20 protein-coding genes and 1 tRNA gene are annotated in these 16,787 nt (G+C 62.4%); 10 read left to right on the forward strand and 11 right to left on the reverse strand.

Going from position 1 to position 16,787, the window contains the following annotated elements; translation table 11 throughout:
* Positions 1-48: 48 nt before the first annotated feature.
* Genes FJ950_RS11965 through FJ950_RS11975 form a run of 3 tightly spaced genes read right to left on the reverse strand, consistent with a single transcriptional unit; the run spans position 49 to position 2,015 of the window.
* A complete protein-coding gene (locus tag FJ950_RS11965) occupies positions 49-816 on the reverse strand; it encodes an alpha/beta hydrolase (RefSeq protein WP_015318062.1) in 768 nt (255 codons plus the stop codon).
* Positions 817-837: 21 nt separating this feature from the next.
* Positions 838-1,398, reverse strand: a complete 561-nt coding sequence (locus FJ950_RS11970; protein ID WP_140616941.1) for a DUF192 domain-containing protein — start codon at positions 1,396-1,398, stop codon at positions 838-840.
* Between the two features lie 23 nt (positions 1,399-1,421).
* Positions 1,422-2,015: a cold-shock protein gene (locus FJ950_RS11975; RefSeq protein ID WP_015318064.1), complete on the reverse strand. Its 594-nt coding sequence runs from the start codon at positions 2,013-2,015 to the stop codon at positions 1,422-1,424.
* A gap of 217 nt (positions 2,016-2,232) precedes the next feature.
* Here FJ950_RS11975 and gloA point away from each other — a divergent pair, with 217 nt between their 5' ends.
* Together gloA and FJ950_RS11985 are read left to right on the forward strand one after the other, a co-directional pair.
* Entirely contained in the window at positions 2,233-2,673 is a 441-nt protein-coding gene (gloA, locus tag FJ950_RS11980; RefSeq protein WP_015318065.1) for a lactoylglutathione lyase, read from the forward strand.
* Positions 2,674-2,800: 127 nt separating this feature from the next.
* Entirely contained in the window at positions 2,801-3,094 is a 294-nt protein-coding gene (locus tag FJ950_RS11985) for a DUF2218 domain-containing protein (RefSeq protein WP_041163846.1), read from the forward strand.
* Between the two features lie 47 nt (positions 3,095-3,141).
* Here FJ950_RS11985 and FJ950_RS11990 read toward each other — a convergent pair whose 3' ends face one another.
* Together FJ950_RS11990 and ilvA are read right to left on the reverse strand one after the other, a co-directional pair.
* Positions 3,142-3,696 (reverse strand): DUF1697 domain-containing protein, encoded by a 555-nt coding sequence (locus FJ950_RS11990; RefSeq protein WP_140616942.1) that lies wholly within the window; start codon positions 3,694-3,696, stop codon positions 3,142-3,144.
* On the reverse strand, positions 3,693-4,949 hold the full coding sequence (gene ilvA / locus FJ950_RS11995; protein ID WP_140616943.1) for a threonine ammonia-lyase IlvA: 1,257 nt from the start codon (positions 4,947-4,949) through the stop codon (positions 3,693-3,695). Before ilvA ends, FJ950_RS11990 begins: the two co-directional genes overlap by 4 nt.
* Positions 4,950-5,345: 396 nt before the next feature.
* Here ilvA and FJ950_RS12000 point away from each other — a divergent pair, with 396 nt between their 5' ends.
* Complete coding sequence (locus tag FJ950_RS12000; RefSeq protein ID WP_083883249.1) at positions 5,346-6,419, forward strand: alpha/beta hydrolase; 1,074 nt, start codon at positions 5,346-5,348, stop codon at positions 6,417-6,419.
* 143 nt (positions 6,420-6,562) lie between these two features.
* Complete coding sequence (locus FJ950_RS12005; protein ID WP_140616944.1) at positions 6,563-7,723, forward strand: alpha/beta hydrolase; 1,161 nt, start codon at positions 6,563-6,565, stop codon at positions 7,721-7,723.
* A 24-nt stretch (positions 7,724-7,747) separates the two neighbouring features.
* Here FJ950_RS12005 and ade read toward each other — a convergent pair whose 3' ends face one another.
* Positions 7,748-9,565: an adenine deaminase gene (ade, locus tag FJ950_RS12010; RefSeq protein WP_140616945.1), complete on the reverse strand. Its 1,818-nt coding sequence runs from the start codon at positions 9,563-9,565 to the stop codon at positions 7,748-7,750.
* 84 nt (positions 9,566-9,649) lie between these two features.
* Positions 9,650-10,027 (reverse strand): hypothetical protein, encoded by a 378-nt coding sequence (locus tag FJ950_RS12015; RefSeq protein WP_140616946.1) that lies wholly within the window; start codon positions 10,025-10,027, stop codon positions 9,650-9,652.
* Between the two features lie 187 nt (positions 10,028-10,214).
* Here FJ950_RS12015 and FJ950_RS12020 point away from each other — a divergent pair, with 187 nt between their 5' ends.
* Together FJ950_RS12020 and FJ950_RS12025 are read left to right on the forward strand one after the other, a co-directional pair.
* Positions 10,215-10,877 (forward strand): outer membrane protein, encoded by a 663-nt coding sequence (locus tag FJ950_RS12020; protein WP_140616947.1) that lies wholly within the window; start codon positions 10,215-10,217, stop codon positions 10,875-10,877.
* Between the two features lie 283 nt (positions 10,878-11,160).
* Positions 11,161-11,246, forward strand: a tRNA-Leu gene (locus tag FJ950_RS12025).
* Positions 11,247-11,324: 78 nt separating this feature from the next.
* Here FJ950_RS12025 and FJ950_RS12030 read toward each other — a convergent pair.
* The 3 genes from FJ950_RS12030 to FJ950_RS12040 all read right to left on the reverse strand — a co-directional run bounded on the left by FJ950_RS12030 (position 11,325) and on the right by FJ950_RS12040 (position 13,452).
* Positions 11,325-12,080, reverse strand: a complete 756-nt coding sequence (locus FJ950_RS12030) for a DUF4239 domain-containing protein (RefSeq protein ID WP_140616948.1) — start codon at positions 12,078-12,080, stop codon at positions 11,325-11,327.
* Between the two features lie 197 nt (positions 12,081-12,277).
* Positions 12,278-12,997 carry a carbonic anhydrase gene (locus FJ950_RS12035; protein WP_140616949.1) on the reverse strand — a complete coding sequence of 240 codons (720 nt, stop codon included), beginning with the start codon at positions 12,995-12,997 and terminating at the stop codon, positions 12,278-12,280.
* Between the two features lie 167 nt (positions 12,998-13,164).
* Positions 13,165-13,452, reverse strand: a complete 288-nt coding sequence (locus tag FJ950_RS12040; protein ID WP_140616950.1) for a PilZ domain-containing protein — start codon at positions 13,450-13,452, stop codon at positions 13,165-13,167.
* 210 nt (positions 13,453-13,662) lie between these two features.
* On the opposite strand from FJ950_RS12040, the gene FJ950_RS12045 reads away from it, so the two are divergent.
* Positions 13,663-14,202 (forward strand): J domain-containing protein, encoded by a 540-nt coding sequence (locus tag FJ950_RS12045; protein WP_015318076.1) that lies wholly within the window; start codon positions 13,663-13,665, stop codon positions 14,200-14,202.
* A 22-nt stretch (positions 14,203-14,224) separates the two neighbouring features.
* On the opposite strand, the gene FJ950_RS12050 is transcribed toward FJ950_RS12045, so the two are convergent.
* Positions 14,225-14,803 (reverse strand): NUDIX domain-containing protein, encoded by a 579-nt coding sequence (locus FJ950_RS12050; RefSeq protein WP_023773121.1) that lies wholly within the window; start codon positions 14,801-14,803, stop codon positions 14,225-14,227.
* 155 nt (positions 14,804-14,958) lie between these two features.
* Between FJ950_RS12050 and FJ950_RS12055 the strand changes: the two genes are divergently transcribed.
* The 3 genes from FJ950_RS12055 (at position 14,959) to FJ950_RS12065 (ending at position 16,734) form a co-directional block, all read left to right on the forward strand.
* Positions 14,959-16,062, forward strand: coding sequence for an NADH:flavin oxidoreductase/NADH oxidase (locus FJ950_RS12055; protein ID WP_023773122.1), 1,104 nt, complete (start codon positions 14,959-14,961; stop codon positions 16,060-16,062).
* A 109-nt stretch (positions 16,063-16,171) separates the two neighbouring features.
* Positions 16,172-16,465, forward strand: coding sequence for a DUF982 domain-containing protein (locus tag FJ950_RS12060; protein ID WP_032922516.1), 294 nt, complete (start codon positions 16,172-16,174; stop codon positions 16,463-16,465).
* A gap of 29 nt (positions 16,466-16,494) precedes the next feature.
* The gene (locus FJ950_RS12065; RefSeq protein WP_015318080.1) at positions 16,495-16,734 is read left to right on the forward strand and encodes a DUF2188 domain-containing protein; all 240 of its coding nucleotides are present in this window, start codon (positions 16,495-16,497) and stop codon (positions 16,732-16,734) included.
* Positions 16,735-16,787: the final 53 nt, after the last annotated feature.

The following is a 16,787-nucleotide window of genomic DNA, read 5'->3' on the forward strand; positions in this document are numbered from 1 at the left end:
TTTAGATCATTTCGCGACCCGAGATGCTCGTCCCCAAACTCCGGAGCCTCAGAGCGGATTTTCGGCGTAAAACTCCAGCACGCGCTGCTTGAAGGTCTTGTCCCCGACGGCCAGCATATGGTCCCTGCCCTCGATGTGGAAGGCCCTGGCGTTCGGCATCAGCGCCGCAAGCTCGTCCGGCGATCCGCCAATGTCGTCGGTGGTACCGACCGCGATCAGCGTCGGCTGGGCGATGCGGGCAATATCCTGCTCATCAAGCAGTTCCCGTGAGGTCACGATGCAGGCGGCAAGCGCCCGGCGGTCGCTGCGGGTCTGGTCGGCGAAGGCGCGAAAAGAGCGACCGCGCGGATGGGTGGTCGCGGCCGGATCCTCGGCCAGAAGGGCGGCCGCGATCGGATCCCAATCGCCTACTCCATCGATCATGCCGATGCCGAGGCCACCAAAAACCAGCGTCGCCACTTTGTCCGGGTCGGACAGTGCCAGGAAGGCCGCGATGCGCGCGCCCATCGAATAACCCATGACATGGGCGCGCTCGATGCCGAGATGACCGAGCAGGGCTGCCGCGTCCGAAGCCATTTTCGCCGGTGTATAGTCGGCCTCCTCATAGCTCTTGGATGACGAGCCGTGGCCGCGATTGTCGAAGGCAATGGCGCGGTAGCCGGCATCGTTGAGCGTCTTGAACCAGCCGGGCGACACCCAGTTGACATAATGGCTCGATGCAAAGCCGTGGATCATGAGCACCGGATCGCCCTCGCCAGATGCCGGCTGGCGGTCGAGGAAGGCTAGATCGAACCCGTCATGAGAGAAAAACTGCATCGGCTACACCACCATCGGCATTCAGCCGCCGCCACTTGGCGCATCGCCCTTGTCCGCCGGCGGCGAGCTCGGACCGGAGACCGTGCCGATGGCCGGATGGCTCAACAGATTGCCATATTCGATGCCGTTCCTGGCGGCCGTGCCGGCCTTGAGTTCAAGTACGAAACGCACGGGTATGCCAGGTGAAATGACGGCCTCGGACTGCGGTACGCCCTGTTTGACAGCCCGGATCTTGCCGTCCTGACCAATAAAGATCAGGTCAAGCGGCATCGGCGTGTTCTTCATCCAGAAGCCGACCTGTTGCTGGATCGGAAAAACGAACAGCATGCCATGGTCGTCCGCCATCTCCTGGCGATACATCAGCCCGGCCTCCCGCTCCGCGTCGGTGTCGGCGACTTCAATGGAAAACGAGCGATCTCCGCTTTTCGTCGCCACAACCAGCGGCGCGGGATCGACGGGAAGGATCATGGCCCGGCCATCGGCCGCGCTGGGTACCTGGAAATAGAAGAATGCGGCGGCGGCGACCATGACGGCAGCCACAGCGCACATCACGCCCGCCGTCAGCCCGTTCCTGTGTGTCATATGAAATCCTCGGCCGGATCGCCCTAATGCGAGACCGGCAAGGTGCCCATATCGGGGTGAATTTCGGCGGCCATAAGGCCTTTGTCACCGCGGCCGAAACGGACAAGCACGACCTGCCCCGGCCGAAGTTCGGTGATGCCGTAGCGCCGCAAGGTTTCCATATGGACGAAAATGTCCTCGGTGCCCTCGCCGCGCGTCAGAAAACCAAACCCCTTGGTTCGGTTGAACCATTTGACCAAAGCGCGTTCGAGCCCGCTCTCCGGAGTCACGGAGACGTGGGTGCGCTGTTCCTGCATTTCCGCGGGATGGACGGCGGTGGTGACATCCATGGAAAGCACACGGAACGCCTGCAGCCCGCGCTCACCCTGCTTGACCAGGCAGACCACGCGCGCGCCTTCCAGGGCAGTCTGGAAGCCGTCCCGTCGAAGGCAAGTCACATGGAGGAGGATATCGCCCGAAACACCGTCATCGGGAAGGATAAAGCCATAGCCCTTGGCCACATCGAACCATTTGATGGCGCCGGCAATCTCGGCCAGGTCGGCATCGCCGCCTTCATCGTGAGACAAAGCGTCGCCAAGGGTATTGGCCCGCCCCGTCAAAGAGGCCTTTTCCCCCATAAGAATGCCCCCTTTATTCAAGAACACCGCAACTGATTCTTGACACCAGATTAACACCGCGGCTTCCGGTGTGTGCAAGACCTGACGTGCCTTTTTTCACGGTTCATTGCGGGAATACCGGATTTGTTCTTTGCCGGCACCGCTTGCCGCCCCACGATTGCCCTTTGACCGGGCCGACCCTATGTTGCGCCGCAACCCAACAGATCGAGGAAAACACATGCGCTATCTGCACACCATGGTCCGCGTCGCCGATGTCGATGCCTCACTCGATTTCTACTGCAACAAGCTCGGCCTGAAGGAAGTTCGCCGCTATGAAAACGAGCAGGGCCGCTTCACGCTGATCTTCCTGGCCGCTTCGGAAGACGAGCAGAGCGGCATCAACGAGAAGGCGCCGCTGGTCGAACTCACCTACAATTGGGATCCGGAAGACTACAAGGGCGGGCGCAATTTCGGTCACCTCGCCTATGAGGTCGACGATATCTACGCCACTTGCCAGCATCTGATGGACAATGGCGTCACCATCAACCGGCCGCCGCGCGACGGCAACATGGCTTTCATCAAGTCGCCTGACGGCATCTCCATCGAGCTTCTGCAAAAAGGCCCAGCGAAGGCCAAGGCCGAGCCGTGGGCATCGATGGCGAATACCGGAAGCTGGTAATCGATCACCTTTTCGAGTGGCCGGCGGCCACTCGATGGTGTTTGGCGAGGTTGTGCCTATCTATGCAGCCATGGCGCCTGCCCGGAAGAGCGGCGCCTCGTATGAGATTGAGCTTCGGAGAACCTTCATGCCGACAAGCCATGCCAATGTCGCCACGGCCCATGCAAGCCGCTATCTGCAACAGCTGTGCAAGCATTGGGCGCACAAGTTTCCCGTCGAGTTCGACCCCAACCACGGCATCATCGACCTTTCACTCGGCCGTACGGTCATGGACGCCGACGGGGCAGCGCTGCACATCACGGTATCGACCGACGAGCCCGCTTCGATCGAGCGCCTCGAAAGCGTCGTTGCCGACCACATCAAGCGCTTTGCGTTCCGCGAAGAACTGGCCTTCGACTGGAAACGCGCCGAGGCGGCATAGTTCGTTCATGCGTGTCGCCGCCGCGCATTTCCGGCGAGACGCATGGATCAATCGCTGCCGGACTTGCCCGCCATCTCCAGCAGCGCCAGCACCGAACGCCAATTGCGTGCCGTGCCCGGCACTTTCAACGTGCGCGGAATGAGGTTGGCGAACACCGATTTGCCGAGCCCGTCCGGCGCGCTGAGGTAGAGCACGTCGCCCTTGACCTCGAAACGCTCGGGACCAGTGCACTTTTCCGCCAACCGCGCCACCTCGTCGGCGGTCGGCTCACGCTCCAGCGCATAGGCGTGGAGCTTTGTGTGGTCGGCGGCCGCTTCCGGATATGGATTTTCGCGCACCAGCCTTTCGAACCATTTGAAATCGCGCACCATGATGCGCGAATGGAAACCCCATTTTGTCTCGAAGGCCGCCTCGATCCGTTTGGTCAGCGCGGCCGCATCACCCTTGTCGGCCCGGAACACGACATTGCCGCTCTGCACATAGGTGGCGACATCGGAAAAGCCGAGATCCTCGAAGAAGGCCCGCAACTCCGCCATCTTGACGATGCGGTTGCCGCCGACATTGATGCCGGAAAACAGGGCGATGAAGATCTTTCCGCTCATATGATGAACCCGGCCAATGTCTCGTTTTCGGTGATGTCCTGATACTGGACGCCCTCGGCCTCGAAATTTGCCTCAAGGAGATCGAAATTGCGCCGATCCTTGGTTTCGATGCCGATCAGCACCGAGCCGAAATTGCGCGCCGACTTCTTCAGATATTCGAAGCGGGCGATGTCGTCGTCCGGACCCAGCATGTCGAGGAAGTCGCGCAGCGCACCCGGCCGCTGCGGAAAGCGGATGATGAAGTATTTCTTCAGGCCCCCGAAGCGCAGCGCCCGTTCCTTGACGTCCGGCAGCCGCTCGAAATCGAAATTGCCCCCGGAGACCACGGCGACGATGGTCTTGCCCCTGATCTCCTTCCTGGAAAAATCCTTCAGCGCGTCGATCGCCAGCGCGCCGGCGGGCTCCAGGACCACGCCTTCGATGTTGAGCATCTCGATCATGGTCGCGCAGAGCCGGTTTTCCGGGATGAGCCGCACGCTGTCGGCGGCAAACTCCTTGAGATAGCGCAAAGGTTCGCGGCCGATCTCGGCGACCGCCGCGCCGTCGACGAAGTTGTCGACCTTGGCGAGCTTCAGCCGTTTTCCCGCGGCTAGGCTCTCGCGCAGGCTCGGCGCGCCGGCCGGCTCGCAGAAGACGAAACGCGCCTCGCGGCCCTGATCGGCGAAATAGTGCGTCACTCCGGCGGCGAGCCCGCCGCCACCCACCGGCAGCATGACGATGTCGGGCATGCGCCCGCCCGGCATCTGGTCCGCGATCTCGTAGGCGACCGTCGCCTGGCCCTCGATGATATCCTTGTGATCGAAGGGCGGCACCATGTGGGCACCGGATCTTTCGGTGAATTCGAAGGCGGCGCGGTAGCAGTCGTCGAAGAAATCGCCGACCAGCCTGATCTCGACGAAATCGCCGCCAAACAGCCTGGTCTTGTCGATCTTCTGCTGCGGCGTCGTCACCGGCATGAACACCACGCCCTTCTTGCCGAAATGGCGGCAGACGAAGGCGAAGCCCTGCGCGTGGTTGCCGGCGGACGCACAGACAAACAGCTCGGCCTGGTTGCCTTCGCCAAGCGCCTTGCGGAAGAAGTTGAAGGCGCCACGGATCTTGTAGGAGCGCACGGGGCTCAAATCCTCGCGCTTCAGCAGCACCCGCGCGCCGGTCTTCTTCGACAGATAGTCATTTTCCTGCAGCGGCGTTTCCGGGAAGATCTGGCGGATCGCGGAGGCGGCGGTGGCGACGCGCGAGGAAAAGCTGGTCATGGCAAGATCATCCCGGGATCGCCCGCGGGCGAGTTAGAGGAGAACCCTATTACACATCCGGCCCCGCAAGACCATTGCCCGGTCGAGCCCGTGCCCGCAACGGCGCCTTCCCGAAATGCTAGCAAGCACTTGGGGACGTTTGTTCATGCCTCTTCGTCGCGCTGAGCCGCGCATTGGTGGACGCGGAAGTTCGACATCCGGCCAGTTGCAGGTGCCTGACTTGTGCGACGTTGCGGCCTTGCCACCCGCTTTGGCTTTCGCGCAACACTGCGCCCACGGTCGCGAGGCGCCGACCGCATTTTGGCTGGACACGACTTACTTCTGCCGCACTTCGCCTGCTGGGGAGATATCGCGGAGGGTGGATTGGCCCTTTTTGGGCTCGAGTGGATTTTTGACGTGCATTTGAAGACGATTTGCATTCTTGCGCTTGCGCTGCTGGTGGCGGGCTGCGGCGGCCGCAAAACCGAGGAACTGCTCGGCAGCGCGGTCATGTCCGCGCCGGTAACGGAAATCGCAGGCAACCACTCGATCTTCATTGCCACGACCCGTAAGGCCTCCGACGATCCAAACAAGGTTTTCGACGGCGAACGCTCGGCGACGCTGAACTACGCCCGCGTCAACGTCACCGTTCCCGGTCTCCACCAGACCGGGCAGATCGAGCGGCGCTCACGCGGCAAATCGAACGATCCGGCCAAGTATTTCATGGCTTCCGAAGTCGTCGGCTACGACACGCAGCCGAAATTCGCCAGCGCGCTCAGCGCCGACATAGCGGCACGCGGCGGCCGCGTCATGGTCTTCGTCCACGGCTACAACACCGGCTTCGACGACGCCGTCTACCGCTTGACCCAGATCGTCCACGATTCCGGTTATCCGGGAACGCCGGTGCTGTTCTCGTGGGCCTCGGGAGCCAAGACCACCGACTATGTCTATGACAAGGAAAGTGCCAGTGCCGCCCGCGACCAGCTCGAAGTGACGTTGCGCATGCTGGCGCAGAGCGGCGCGCGGCGCATCGACATCGTCGCCCATTCGATGGGAACCTGGGTGACGATGGAGACACTGCGCCAGCTCGCCATCACCGGTGACCGCGACCTCGGCGGCAAGCTCGGCGACGTGGTGCTCGCCTCTCCCGACATCGACGTCGATGTGTTCAAGAGCCAGATGCGCCGCTATGGCAAGCCCGACAAGCCGTTCATCCTGCTGTTGTCTGATGACGATCGCGCGCTGAGATTGTCCGGCCTGATCGCCGGCTCGCGCCCACGCGTCGGCGACTACAAGGATGCCGCGGACCTTGCCTCCTATGGCGTGACGGTCGTCGATCTCTCCAAGGTCAAGGGCAGCGACAGCTTCAACCACACGAAATTCGCCGACAATCCGGCACTGGTGAAGATGATCGGCCAGCGGCTGCGCGAGGACGATGGTTTCGCCAGCGACCGGGACGTGACCGATCGCATCAGCCTGCTTGGGCAGTAGATGCGGCGCAGCGGATTTCGCCGTGCCTGTCCGGCATCGCCGAACGATCGGCTCACTTTGAACTGGACCGCGCCCGCCTCTGGCCTTATCGGAGTATCGAGCGACGTCATGCGTTTGACGTCCCCCTATGCGGGAGCCGACGCGTGGCCTTGGGCTTGAAGAGTTTCGGTGTCGTCGCGTTCGCGCTGCTGGTCGCTGGCTGCGCCGGAAATACGCATGATCTGCTCAACAAGACGACGGTCACCGTACCGGCATCCGATATTGCGGCCACCCATGAGATATTTGTCGCCACCACCCGCCAGAAAGCGGTGAAGGACCCGCGACAGGTCTTCGACGGCGACCGTTCCCTGACCACCAGTTTCGCGCGGGTCGACGTCACGGTTCCGAAGAGCCATCAGGTCGGCAACATCGAGCGCGCCAAGGGTTCCGCCAACAGCAATCCGGCCAAGGATTTTGCGGCCACGGACGTCACCCTCTACGAAGGCGCGCCGCAATTCGCCAAGGCGGTCGGCTCCGACATCGCCATGCGCGGCGACCGGGCGCTGGTTTTCGTGCATGGCTTCAACAATGGTTTCGACGATGGCATCTACCGGCTGACGCAGATCGCCCACGACACCAAATATCCGGGCACTCCGGTGCTGTTCTCATGGGCATCGAGCGCCAAGACGACGGGCTACATCTACGACAAGGACAGTTCCACCGCCGCCCGTGACGATCTCGAGGCAACGCTCAGGATGCTCGCCAAGACGCGCGTCAAGAGCATCGACATCATCGCCCATTCGATGGGAACCTGGCTGACGATGGAGGCGCTGCGCCAACTTGCCATCACCGGCGACCGCGATCTCGGCGGCAAACTGGGTTATGTCATCCTTGCCTCACCGGACATCGATGTCGACGTGTTCAAGAAGCAGATGATCCGTTATGGCAAACCCAACAAGCCGTTCGCCGTGCTGCTTTCGGGCGACGACCGGGCGCTCAAATTGTCCTCGTTCATCTCCGGCGACAAACCGCGCGTCGGCGACTATGGCGATGCCGCCGATCTCGCCTCCTATGGCGTGTCGGTGGTCGATCTGACCAAAACGAAAGGCGGTGACGGCGGCCTCAACCACGCGAAATTCGCCGACAACCCGTTCCTGGTGCAATTGCTGGGCGACCGGCTGCGCACGCCGGCCGGGCTCGCCGCGGACGAGAACCCGGCACAGCTCGCCAATATCGGTCAGGGCCTGGGAAAGGTCGTCGGCTCCGCCGCCGAAGTCATCATCACGACGCCGTTCAAGGTGCTGACCATCGCCACCGGCGGCTGAGCAGCCACGAGCGGACGACTGGTCTCAGACGAACAGATCGACCTTCTGGAACGTCGTCACGTCGATCAGGCCGACGTCCGAAATCCTGAGCTCGGGAATGACCACCAGCGCCAGCAGCGAGTGCTGCATGTAGGCATTGTTCAGGGAACAACCCATCTTGCGCATCGCCGCGGTCAGTTTCTCGGCCTTGGCGGCGACGATCTCGGCCCGCTCGTCCGACATCAGTCCGGCGATCGGCATTTCGACCAGCGCCAGTTCCTTGCCCCTGGAGAACAGCACGACCCCGCCGCCGACTTCCCCCAGTCGGTTCACGGCCAGCGCCATGTCCTGCTTGTTGGTGCCAACGCAGATGATGTGATGGGCGTCATGGGCGACGCTGGAGGCCATGGCGCAGTCGGCCATGTAACCGAAACCGGAGACGAAGGCATTGGTGACGCCACCCGTGCCCCTGTGCCGTTCGACCAACGCGATCTGACAGACGTCGTTGCGGCGATCCATCGCGACCAGTCCATCCTCGACCGGCAGATCGGCCTCCAGAGCCCGCGTGGGTGCCTGGTTCTCGATGACGCCGATCACCCGCACCCGCACCTCGTTGGCGCCCTTGGGTGCCGCGATATCGAAATCGCCGGCCTTCAGTTCCTTGCCCAACTTGACGGTGTTCTTCGCCGTCTTCGGATAATCATAGGCCGGGATATCGATGTCCAGCTTGCCGCCCTTGGCCAGCCTGACGCCGCGCGCATAGACCTCGTCGATGCTCATTGCGGCGAGATCGGAGACGACCAGCAGGTCGGCCAACCGCCCCGGCGCGATCGAACCGATCTCGCGTTCCAGTTTGAAATGCTGAGCGGTGTTGAGCGTTGCCATCTGGATCGCGGTCACCGGTTTCAGCCCCTGCTGGATGGCGTGGCGCACCACCCGATCCATGTGGCCGTCCTGGACAAGCGTGCCGGAGTGGCTGTCGTCGGTGCACAGGATGAAATTGCGCGGATCGATGCCGCTCTCCGTCACCGCCTTGATCTGAGAGGCAACATCGTACCAGGCCGAGCCCAGCCGCAGCATCGCCTTCATGCCCTGGCGCACGCGCGCGATGGCGTCCTCGGCACGCGTGCCTTCGTGATCGTCCTCGGGTCCGCCGGCGACATAGCCGTGGAACGGCAAGCCAAGGTCACGCGAGGCATAGTGGCCGCCAACCGTCTTGCCTGCACGAACCGTCGCGGCGATCTCGCCCGACATGACAGGATCGTTGGCGGCGACGCCTGGAAAATTCATCACTTCGCCGAGGCCGATGATGTTTTCCCAAGTCATGGCCTCGGCAACGTCGGCAACGGTCAGCTCGGCGCCGGCATGCTCCAGCCCGGGTGCCGACGGCACGCAGGACGGCATCTGCACATGCACGTTGATGGGCATCGCCACCGCCTCGTCATGCATCAGCCGCACGCCCGGCAGGCCCAGGACATTGGCGATCTCGTGCGGATCGATGAACATCGAGGTGGTGCCGTGCGGGATGACGGCGCGGCAGAATTCGGTGACCGTGACCATGCTGCTCTCGACATGCATGTGCGCGTCGCAAAGGCCGGGCACGAGGTAGCGGCCGCCGGCGTCGGCCACTTTGGTGCCCTGCCCGATCGTGTGGCTGGCATTCGGCCCGCAATAGGCGAAGCGGCCGCCCGATATGGCGATGTCGGTGCCGGCGATGATCTCGCCCGAATGGACGTTCACCCAGCGCCCGTTGCGGATGACCAGATCGGCGGGTTTGCGGCCCATAGCGACATCGACCAGATCGGTCGCCATTTCGGTCCACGGTTTGGGTTTTGTCGCGCGGACGGGCGGCTTCCTGATCATCAAAGACTCCTGTTTGTCCGACTGTGCCAAGCCGACGGCGTTTTGGCCAGCGAGGAAGAATGGATTTGCTTGGAGATTGCCGGATTACTCCGGTTTCACGTCGACTTCGACCTTGGCGTCGCCGGCTGAAATCCGCTCGGCGATACGCTCGACCTCGCCGCCCTTGAACGTGCCGCTGACCATGATTTCGCCGCCGCGTATCGGCTCCACGACGCGCGGCGACATCACCACGGCGCCGTCGATGCTGAGATCGACAATCTTGCCGACATTTGCCCCCGTAAACCTGGCACAGGCTTTGCCGCTGTCGGGAGTGAGCTTCAGGCTGAGCATGGCCTGCCCCGAAACAGAATCGGGAACGGCCACGGCCTTGGCAATGATGAGCGTCAGCGGTTCGGCCACGGCGGCCTGACCGACCAGCACCACCGCCGCGACGGCCGCGACCAAGCGGAACAAGATGCGCATAAAGGATCCTCTCACGATGGCGGTGTTTCGCACGAGGCGCGCGCCACCGCAATCGCGGCAGCACGCTACCCGCCAACTCCTCGAGACCCGCGAGGACGCTAACCGCGTTTGCAGAAATCCGATTCCGTTTTGCCGAAAATCAGGTTAGGCTCCGACCTGGGGTCTATGACTCTTCTCGGGGAGTTCGATGCATCGCCTGATGGTCGCAAGTGCCGGTCTTCTTGCCCTGTCCTTGCCGGCATTTGCTGCCGACGCGACAGTCGATGTGCCGATGACCGCGCCTGGCTTCGACTGGACCGGCTACTATGCGGGCCTGCAGGCAGGATATGGCTGGGGCCGCTCCGAGATCACCACGACGGAAGGCGCGCCGTTTTCCATCACGCCGGACGTCGGCGGTGGGTTCGTCGGCGGCCATGTCGCCGGCCTCTGGCAGTTTGATCAGGCAGTGCTGGGCGCCGAGGCGGACCTCAACTATTCCTCGGTCGACGGCACGGCGCAATCGGGCCTGGGAGATACATTCGGCGCCGACATCAAGTGGTTCGGGTCGGTCAACGCCAAGGCCGGCTTCGCAATGGACCGCCTGCTGGTCTATGGCATCGGCGGCATTGCCTTTGCCGGCATCGAGACGTCGCAGACCTCGGGGCCAGGGTTCGACAACACGGGCACAAATGTCGGCTGGACCGTGGGCGCAGGCGTCGACTACGCGCTGACCGACAAGTTCGTCGTCGGCGCGCAATATCGCTACTACGACTTCGGCTCAGAGAAACACGAGGCACCAGCCCCCTTCAACGACCGCGATCAGAGCGTGAAACTGAACACGGTCGGCATCAATCTCAGTTACAAATTCTGAACGTAGTTCCACGGGCGACGTTTTCGGCCCTGGCTTACAACGGCCGCGGCCACTCGCTGGAAAGGGGGCGGCCGGCGCCCCCAAGTGGGCGGGGGGATGGGTTGGCCTGAGAGGCGCCGGCCTAGGCGGATCAGATCCGCCACGCAGATATTTACCGATGCCCGCGGCGCGGATAATTCCGCGATCGCGCCAGTATCGTTATGCCACCTCCTCTGGGTGCGCGTTCGGCCACCGCAGAACACGACTTGACGGGCTGTGTCTGGCATCTGAAAAGGACGTGCCTGCGGACGTGGCGGAATTGGTAGACGCAAGGGACTTAAAATCCCTCGATCTCTGATCGTACGGGTTCGATTCCCGTCGTCCGCACCAGAAAAAGTCTTCAGATTTGTTTTGATTTTCTCTGTTGAACCGCCGCAGCATCATTTAGCCGCGTGCCACTGCTACGGATCACTGCTGTAACTCGGACAGCGCCCTCTCCATCGGGGCCATTGAAATCTGGATCGGGCCGGAAAAAGCCACGTCCATGTCGAAGATCAGGTAGATCGCCCCGGCAACCAAAGCCGCCGATGCCGCGTAGGTCGAAACGGTGATCGTATTGCGTGGCGCCCTGAAGCCGAAGCTGGCGAAGATCAGCACCAGCCAGGTAACCAGGAGCGTGATCAGAGGCACCGGGATCGTGCCCTCCGACTGCTCGATCAGCACCCAGCGCAACTCCAGCACCTTCTGCAAATGCTGGCGGGCGTCCTGCACAATGAAGCCATGCGCATCGTCGGTCGGCGCCAGCGCACTCAGCCGGGTGTCGATTTCGGCCAGCAACTGCTCAGAGAGCCGGTTGGCGGCGACCAGCGTCTCGCTGGTGGGCGAAGAATCACCCGCCACACGTTGCACATAGACGACCAGCGGCTGGCGTACCGTGTCGGTTTGCGGGCCATATTGGCGCAAGGTCCTGTCGAGAAGGATCAATTCGGTCGCATAGGCGTGCACGTTGCGGTCGATCGATTCGAAGGTGTTCCTGGCCGAGTTGATCATCAGGCCGAGCATCAGCGAGGTCATGACCCCGAACAGGTTCGCGGCGTGCCGAACCACGGTGTTCGTGTCGTCGTCACGATGTTTGGCCGGCAATTTTGGCCATATCGCCGTGCTGGCGAGCGCGGCCACCGTCAGGCATAGGAAGATTACCATTGCGATGAAAGCTTCGCGCATGCCGCTCATTCCGATTGGCAATGGCAAGGCGTCAGTTGATGACCGCCATCACTATTCCGGCGCGTCCTTGCGCCCTGCCGAACGCCTGCTGCGGCCCTTGTGGCCGATATTGCGGCCGTCACCGCCCCGAAAGGCAAGCGAAGCCAGACCCCGACGCATCGAGGCCCCCAGAGCCTTCGATCTCGATGACGGGTGTGTCATTCGATGTAAGTCACCGCACCCGTTTGCAAATCATAGATTGCCGCGACTATCTTCAGCTTCCCCGCCTTGATGAGGCCGGCTAGCACCTTGCTCGAGGCGGCTAGGCGCCTCGCGGTCCTCCGTGCGCTTTCCTTGGCGGTGTTGTCGACGAAATCGCCCGCTTCGCTCCGCACTGCTATCGCCGCGGGCAGGATCGGTTCGATCATCGGACCGATCGCGCCAGGATAGGTCGCGTTCTTGGTCACTACGTCGCACGCCGCCTTGACGGCGCCGCAGTTTGTGTGCGCGAGAACGACGATCAAGGGTGAGCCGAGCACCGCTGCCCCGTATTCGACCGTACCGAGCGTGGCGGTGTCGACGAGGTTGCCAGCATTCCGGGCGACGAACAGCTCTCCAACGCCGTGACCGCCGAAAATCAGTTCAGGCGGAACGCGACTGTCGGCGCAACTGATGATCGTGGCCCAGGGCGCCTGGTGTGCGGCGACAGCATTCCGCTGCGCGGCAAGGTCTATCGAGCAGAGTTCCGGGTGACCGACGTAGCGTTCGTTGCCGGATTTCAGTGCGGCGAGCGCGTCATCGAGGCTCAGCGCGGTCACCGCACCTTGGGCCGCGCGCGCCGACCATGTGGCCCCACCAACGCCGAATGCAACGAGCCCCGCGCCGACTTTGAGGAAGTCCCTCCGGTCGACCGCTTTGCCATCACAGGTGCTGCACATTCTCAATTCCCCGCCCTGGTCCCCAAGGCATAATATGCGCTTGCTCTAATATATAGCAAGCGATCGGCGACAACGTCAGAATTGATGAGATGGCGGCGGGATGCGAGACGACGAAAGCCACCGGCAACGCAGTGCTGGGTGCCCTCATATCAACCGGCTTACCGCCTTTAGGTGATCTTCAGCGTGAAATTGCCGTGGATCTGGATGCCCAGTCGCTCGCCCTTTCTCCAGCGCACTTCCGCTCGATAAGTCGCACCGTCCAACGGCACGCGCAGCCGGAAGGTATTTGGCACTTCAACCCCCGCAGCGACACGCAACTCGGCGCCATGCTCATGCTGGTTTCTGACGGCGCAGCCTATTTCGCCATCCTGCGTGATTATGAACGCCTCCTTCAAAACCACCTCGCGTAAGTGCGTTCGACGCTCTACTGGAGGTTCAGAAGGTTTATCGGTCATGGCAAGCCGCCTCCGACGAGCGAAATGCTACCAGACCAAGGTCTGCAGCTCAGGACGCAAAGGTCTGACGTTTTCGCTTAATTCGTGTATCTGACCCTTTGTACGCTCGGCACATTAGTAAATCGTGAAATATATACTCTATGGTCGTTGCCAAAATTGTCACCTGACGGTGAGACACAAACGGCGAGAATGGCATGGGGGAAGCCAGGTATGTTCATCGACTTCTACGAAATGCTGGAAATCAGTCCGAATGCCAATTCGGAGACGATAGAACGCATTTTTCGGCATTTTGCCATGCGCTACCACCCCGACAACCAAGTCACCGGCAACGAGTCACGCTTCAGCGATATTCTTGAGGCTCACAACACGCTCAAGGATCCGGTCAAGCGTGCGCAGTACGACATTCAGTACAAGGCGCATCTGAACCACCGGGCCGAGCTGACCGATGAGGCGAGCAACACAAAGGGCTTCGATCGAGATTCCGTCATTCAAGCCAAAGTGCTGTCACTGCTGTATGTAAAACGCCGACAGGACGTCAATCATCCCGGGATAGGCGACGAAGAACTCGAACGAATGTCAGGCTGTCCGCAAGAGCACCTCGAGTTTCACCTCTGGTATCTGAAAGCAAAGGGCTGGATAGCCAGGACGGAAAACGGCACGTTCGCCATAACCGTCGAAGGCGTCGATCGCGTTAATTCCGAACATCATCGTGACGCGGCCACCACCCGACTGTTGGGTCACGCGGGCTGAATTGAGATCGCTCGGTCTCTGATCAAGCCGTCACCGGATTCAGCTTCAGGTGCTGGATCAGGATGATGGTCTTGGCATCGACAATGCGGCCATCGGCGATGCCGGCCAGCGCTTCGTCGAGCGGCATTTCCAGGACCTCGATGTCCTCGCCCTCCTCCGGAGCGCCGCCGCCGGCCGAGATGCGGTCGGCGGGCGAGTAGCGCGCGACGAAGAACCAGAGCCGCTCGGTGACGCTGCCCGGGCTCATATAAGGCGAAAACAGCCGCTCGATGTCCTTCAACCGGTAACCCAGTTCTTCCTCGGCTTCCTTGCGGATGGCGGTTTCCGGATCGTTTTCGTCCAGCAAGCCGGCGCAGGCCTCGATCAGCGGCTCGCGGTGGCCGGTGACATAGGCGGGATAACGGAACTGGCGCACCAGAAGCACAGTCGAACGCTGGGGGTCATAGGGCAGGATCACCGCGCCGTCGCCGCGATCATAGGTCTGGCGGACCTGCGTCTCCCATTGACCGTCACGCCGGCGATAGTCGAGCACGGTCTTTTTCAGGACCGCCCAGTCGTCGGAGAGAACCTCTTCCGAGCGGATACGAACGCGGTCTTCCATATGACACCTCGATGCTGGCTGGCGGACGCAGGCGTAGCCGCGAAGCGGAACAGGCGCAATCCGGCGATTGGGCCAGCGCGCGCTTCACCGTCTCGTGTGTGGTATGGACGGTTGCCGTCGCCTAGATAGCGCATTCCCCTTCCCGGAGTTTTTCCATGACGACTTCGCTTTTCCAGCCGATCACCCTCGATGGGCTCACCTTCCCCAACCGCATCGCCGTGGCGCCGATGTGCCAGTATTCCGCCGAGGACGGCTCGGCCAGCGACTGGCATCTTTACCACTGGATGAACCTTGCCATGTCCGGTGCCGGCATGGTCACCGTGGAGATGACCGACGTCGAGCGGCGCGGGCGCATCAGCCATGGCTGTCTCGGCCTCTATTCCGAAGACAATGAAGCCGCCGCGCGGCGCGCGCTGGATGCGGCCAAGCGCGTGGCCGCACCCGGCACTAAGTTCGGCACGCAGCTGGCGCATGCCGGCCGCAAGGCCTCGAACCGCAAGCCCTGGGAAGGCGGCGGCCCATTGCAGCCAAACGAGGATCCCTGGCAGACCGTCTCGGCTTCGGCCATCGCCTACGACACCGGCTGGAACGTGCCGCGCGCCCTGGACGACGAGGAAATCCTGCAGCTCGTCGAGCGGTTCGCGGACGCCGCAAGGCGGGCCGACCGTGCCGGCTTCGACTTCATCGAACTGCATGCGGCGCATGGCTACCTCATCTTCCAGTTCCTGTCGCCGCTGTCCAACCAGCGCACGGATCGCTGGGGTGGCTCGCTGGAAAACCGGATGCGTCTCGTCGTCGAGATCGCCAGGGCGGTGAAGAAAGCCGCGCCGAAACTGATGCTCGGCGCACGGCTGTCGGTGAAGGATTGGGTCGATGGCGGCTTTGACGTCGCGGACGCGGTCGAGGTGGCGAAAGCGCTGAAGGCCGAAGGCGTCGCCTACCTCTGCTGCTCGAGCGGCGGCAATTCGCCATTGCAGAAATTACCCACCGGCCCCGGCTATCAGGTGCATCTGGCCGAAGCCGTGCGCAAGGGCGCGGGCATCCCGACCCGGGCGGTCGGCCTGATCGACGACCCGAAACAGGCCGAGGCTGTTATCGCCGAGGGTCGCGCCGACATGGTGGCGCTGGCGCGAGCCTTCCTCGCCGATCCGCGCTGGGGATGGCGTGCGGCCGCCACGTTCAGCGAAAAGATTCATCCGGCGCCGCAGCTCGCCCGCTCGGTGACGACGATGGAACATTGGATGAAGGCCGCCGGCTGATCGCCCTTTCTCCCGACGCCGGCGCGCTTGCGCAACGGCGTCGCGACCTTTGGGCGCAGGCCGAAGGCCACTTTTGCAACCAAATTGGCTGCTTTGCGTTGCGGCCATGATGATGGACAACAAACCTTTTGAAACGCCGGTCGTGGTCGAGCTTGGCCATGTCGGCAAATATCGCCATATCCGCTCGACCCAGGAGGCGGCCGAGTGCTTGATGACGGTGTGGCCGCTCAATCGCGGGCCTCGTCATCGTGATGCCCTCGACACTTGCCTCAAAGTGCTGGAAGGTTATCGTTCGACAGCGGAAGCGCGCCGGGCACTGATCGAGGCGGCCAGGGAATCGGAAGTGCTGGTGCCCGACGACAAGCTGCCCGACGACCGGCTGCCCGACGACCGGCTGCATTGAGCAGGCGGACCTTTTAACTGGAGGTTTTGATGGCGAAGCTGACTTACAAGATCGTCGAGCATGACGGTGGCTGGGCCTACAAGGTCGGTGCGACCTTCTCGGAGACATTTCCGACCCATCAGGATGCATTGCGTGCCGCCGAGATCGCTTCGGCCGAACAGCAGGTGGCGGGCTCCACCGATGGTATCCAGTATGAGGACGCCGAGGGCAAATGGCACGAGGAACTGGCCGACGGCCGCGATCGGCCTCAGACTGAAATCTCGGATTAAGCCAGCCCTGCGCCAGCCGCGGACGCCAGGAGAGACGGCGTCCCGCGGCAGGC

This window comes from Mesorhizobium sp. B2-3-14 (genome assembly GCF_006442175.1).
GTDB classification, from domain to species: Bacteria; Pseudomonadota; Alphaproteobacteria; order Rhizobiales; family Rhizobiaceae; genus Mesorhizobium; species Mesorhizobium australicum.

Coding starts and splice junctions, on each gene's coding strand:
- FJ950_RS12055 (WP_023773122.1), top strand. CDS start 14,959: ATGACGACTTCGCTTTTCCAGCCGATCACCCTCGATGGGCTCACCTTC.
- FJ950_RS11965 (WP_015318062.1), bottom strand. CDS start 816: ATGCAGTTTTTCTCTCATGACGGGTTCGATCTAGCCTTCCTCGACCGC.
- gloA (WP_015318065.1), top strand. CDS start 2,233: ATGCGCTATCTGCACACCATGGTCCGCGTCGCCGATGTCGATGCCTCA.
- FJ950_RS12040 (WP_140616950.1), bottom strand. CDS start 13,452: ATGACCGATAAACCTTCTGAACCTCCAGTAGAGCGTCGAACGCACTTA.
- FJ950_RS12020 (WP_140616947.1), top strand. CDS start 10,215: ATGCATCGCCTGATGGTCGCAAGTGCCGGTCTTCTTGCCCTGTCCTTG.
- FJ950_RS11970 (WP_140616941.1), bottom strand. CDS start 1,398: ATGACACACAGGAACGGGCTGACGGCGGGCGTGATGTGCGCTGTGGCT.
- FJ950_RS12050 (WP_023773121.1), bottom strand. CDS start 14,803: ATGGAAGACCGCGTTCGTATCCGCTCGGAAGAGGTTCTCTCCGACGAC.
- FJ950_RS12065 (WP_015318080.1), top strand. CDS start 16,495: ATGGCGAAGCTGACTTACAAGATCGTCGAGCATGACGGTGGCTGGGCC.
- ilvA (WP_140616943.1), bottom strand. CDS start 4,949: ATGACCAGCTTTTCCTCGCGCGTCGCCACCGCCGCCTCCGCGATCCGC.
- FJ950_RS12030 (WP_140616948.1), bottom strand. CDS start 12,080: ATGCGCGAAGCTTTCATCGCAATGGTAATCTTCCTATGCCTGACGGTG.
- ade (WP_140616945.1), bottom strand. CDS start 9,565: ATGATCAGGAAGCCGCCCGTCCGCGCGACAAAACCCAAACCGTGGACC.
- FJ950_RS12015 (WP_140616946.1), bottom strand. CDS start 10,027: ATGCGCATCTTGTTCCGCTTGGTCGCGGCCGTCGCGGCGGTGGTGCTG.
- FJ950_RS12060 (WP_032922516.1), top strand. CDS start 16,172: ATGATGGACAACAAACCTTTTGAAACGCCGGTCGTGGTCGAGCTTGGC.
- FJ950_RS11990 (WP_140616942.1), bottom strand. CDS start 3,696: ATGAGCGGAAAGATCTTCATCGCCCTGTTTTCCGGCATCAATGTCGGC.
- FJ950_RS12035 (WP_140616949.1), bottom strand. CDS start 12,997: ATGTGCAGCACCTGTGATGGCAAAGCGGTCGACCGGAGGGACTTCCTC.
- FJ950_RS11985 (WP_041163846.1), top strand. CDS start 2,801: ATGCCGACAAGCCATGCCAATGTCGCCACGGCCCATGCAAGCCGCTAT.
- FJ950_RS12045 (WP_015318076.1), top strand. CDS start 13,663: ATGTTCATCGACTTCTACGAAATGCTGGAAATCAGTCCGAATGCCAAT.
- FJ950_RS11975 (WP_015318064.1), bottom strand. CDS start 2,015: ATGGGGGAAAAGGCCTCTTTGACGGGGCGGGCCAATACCCTTGGCGAC.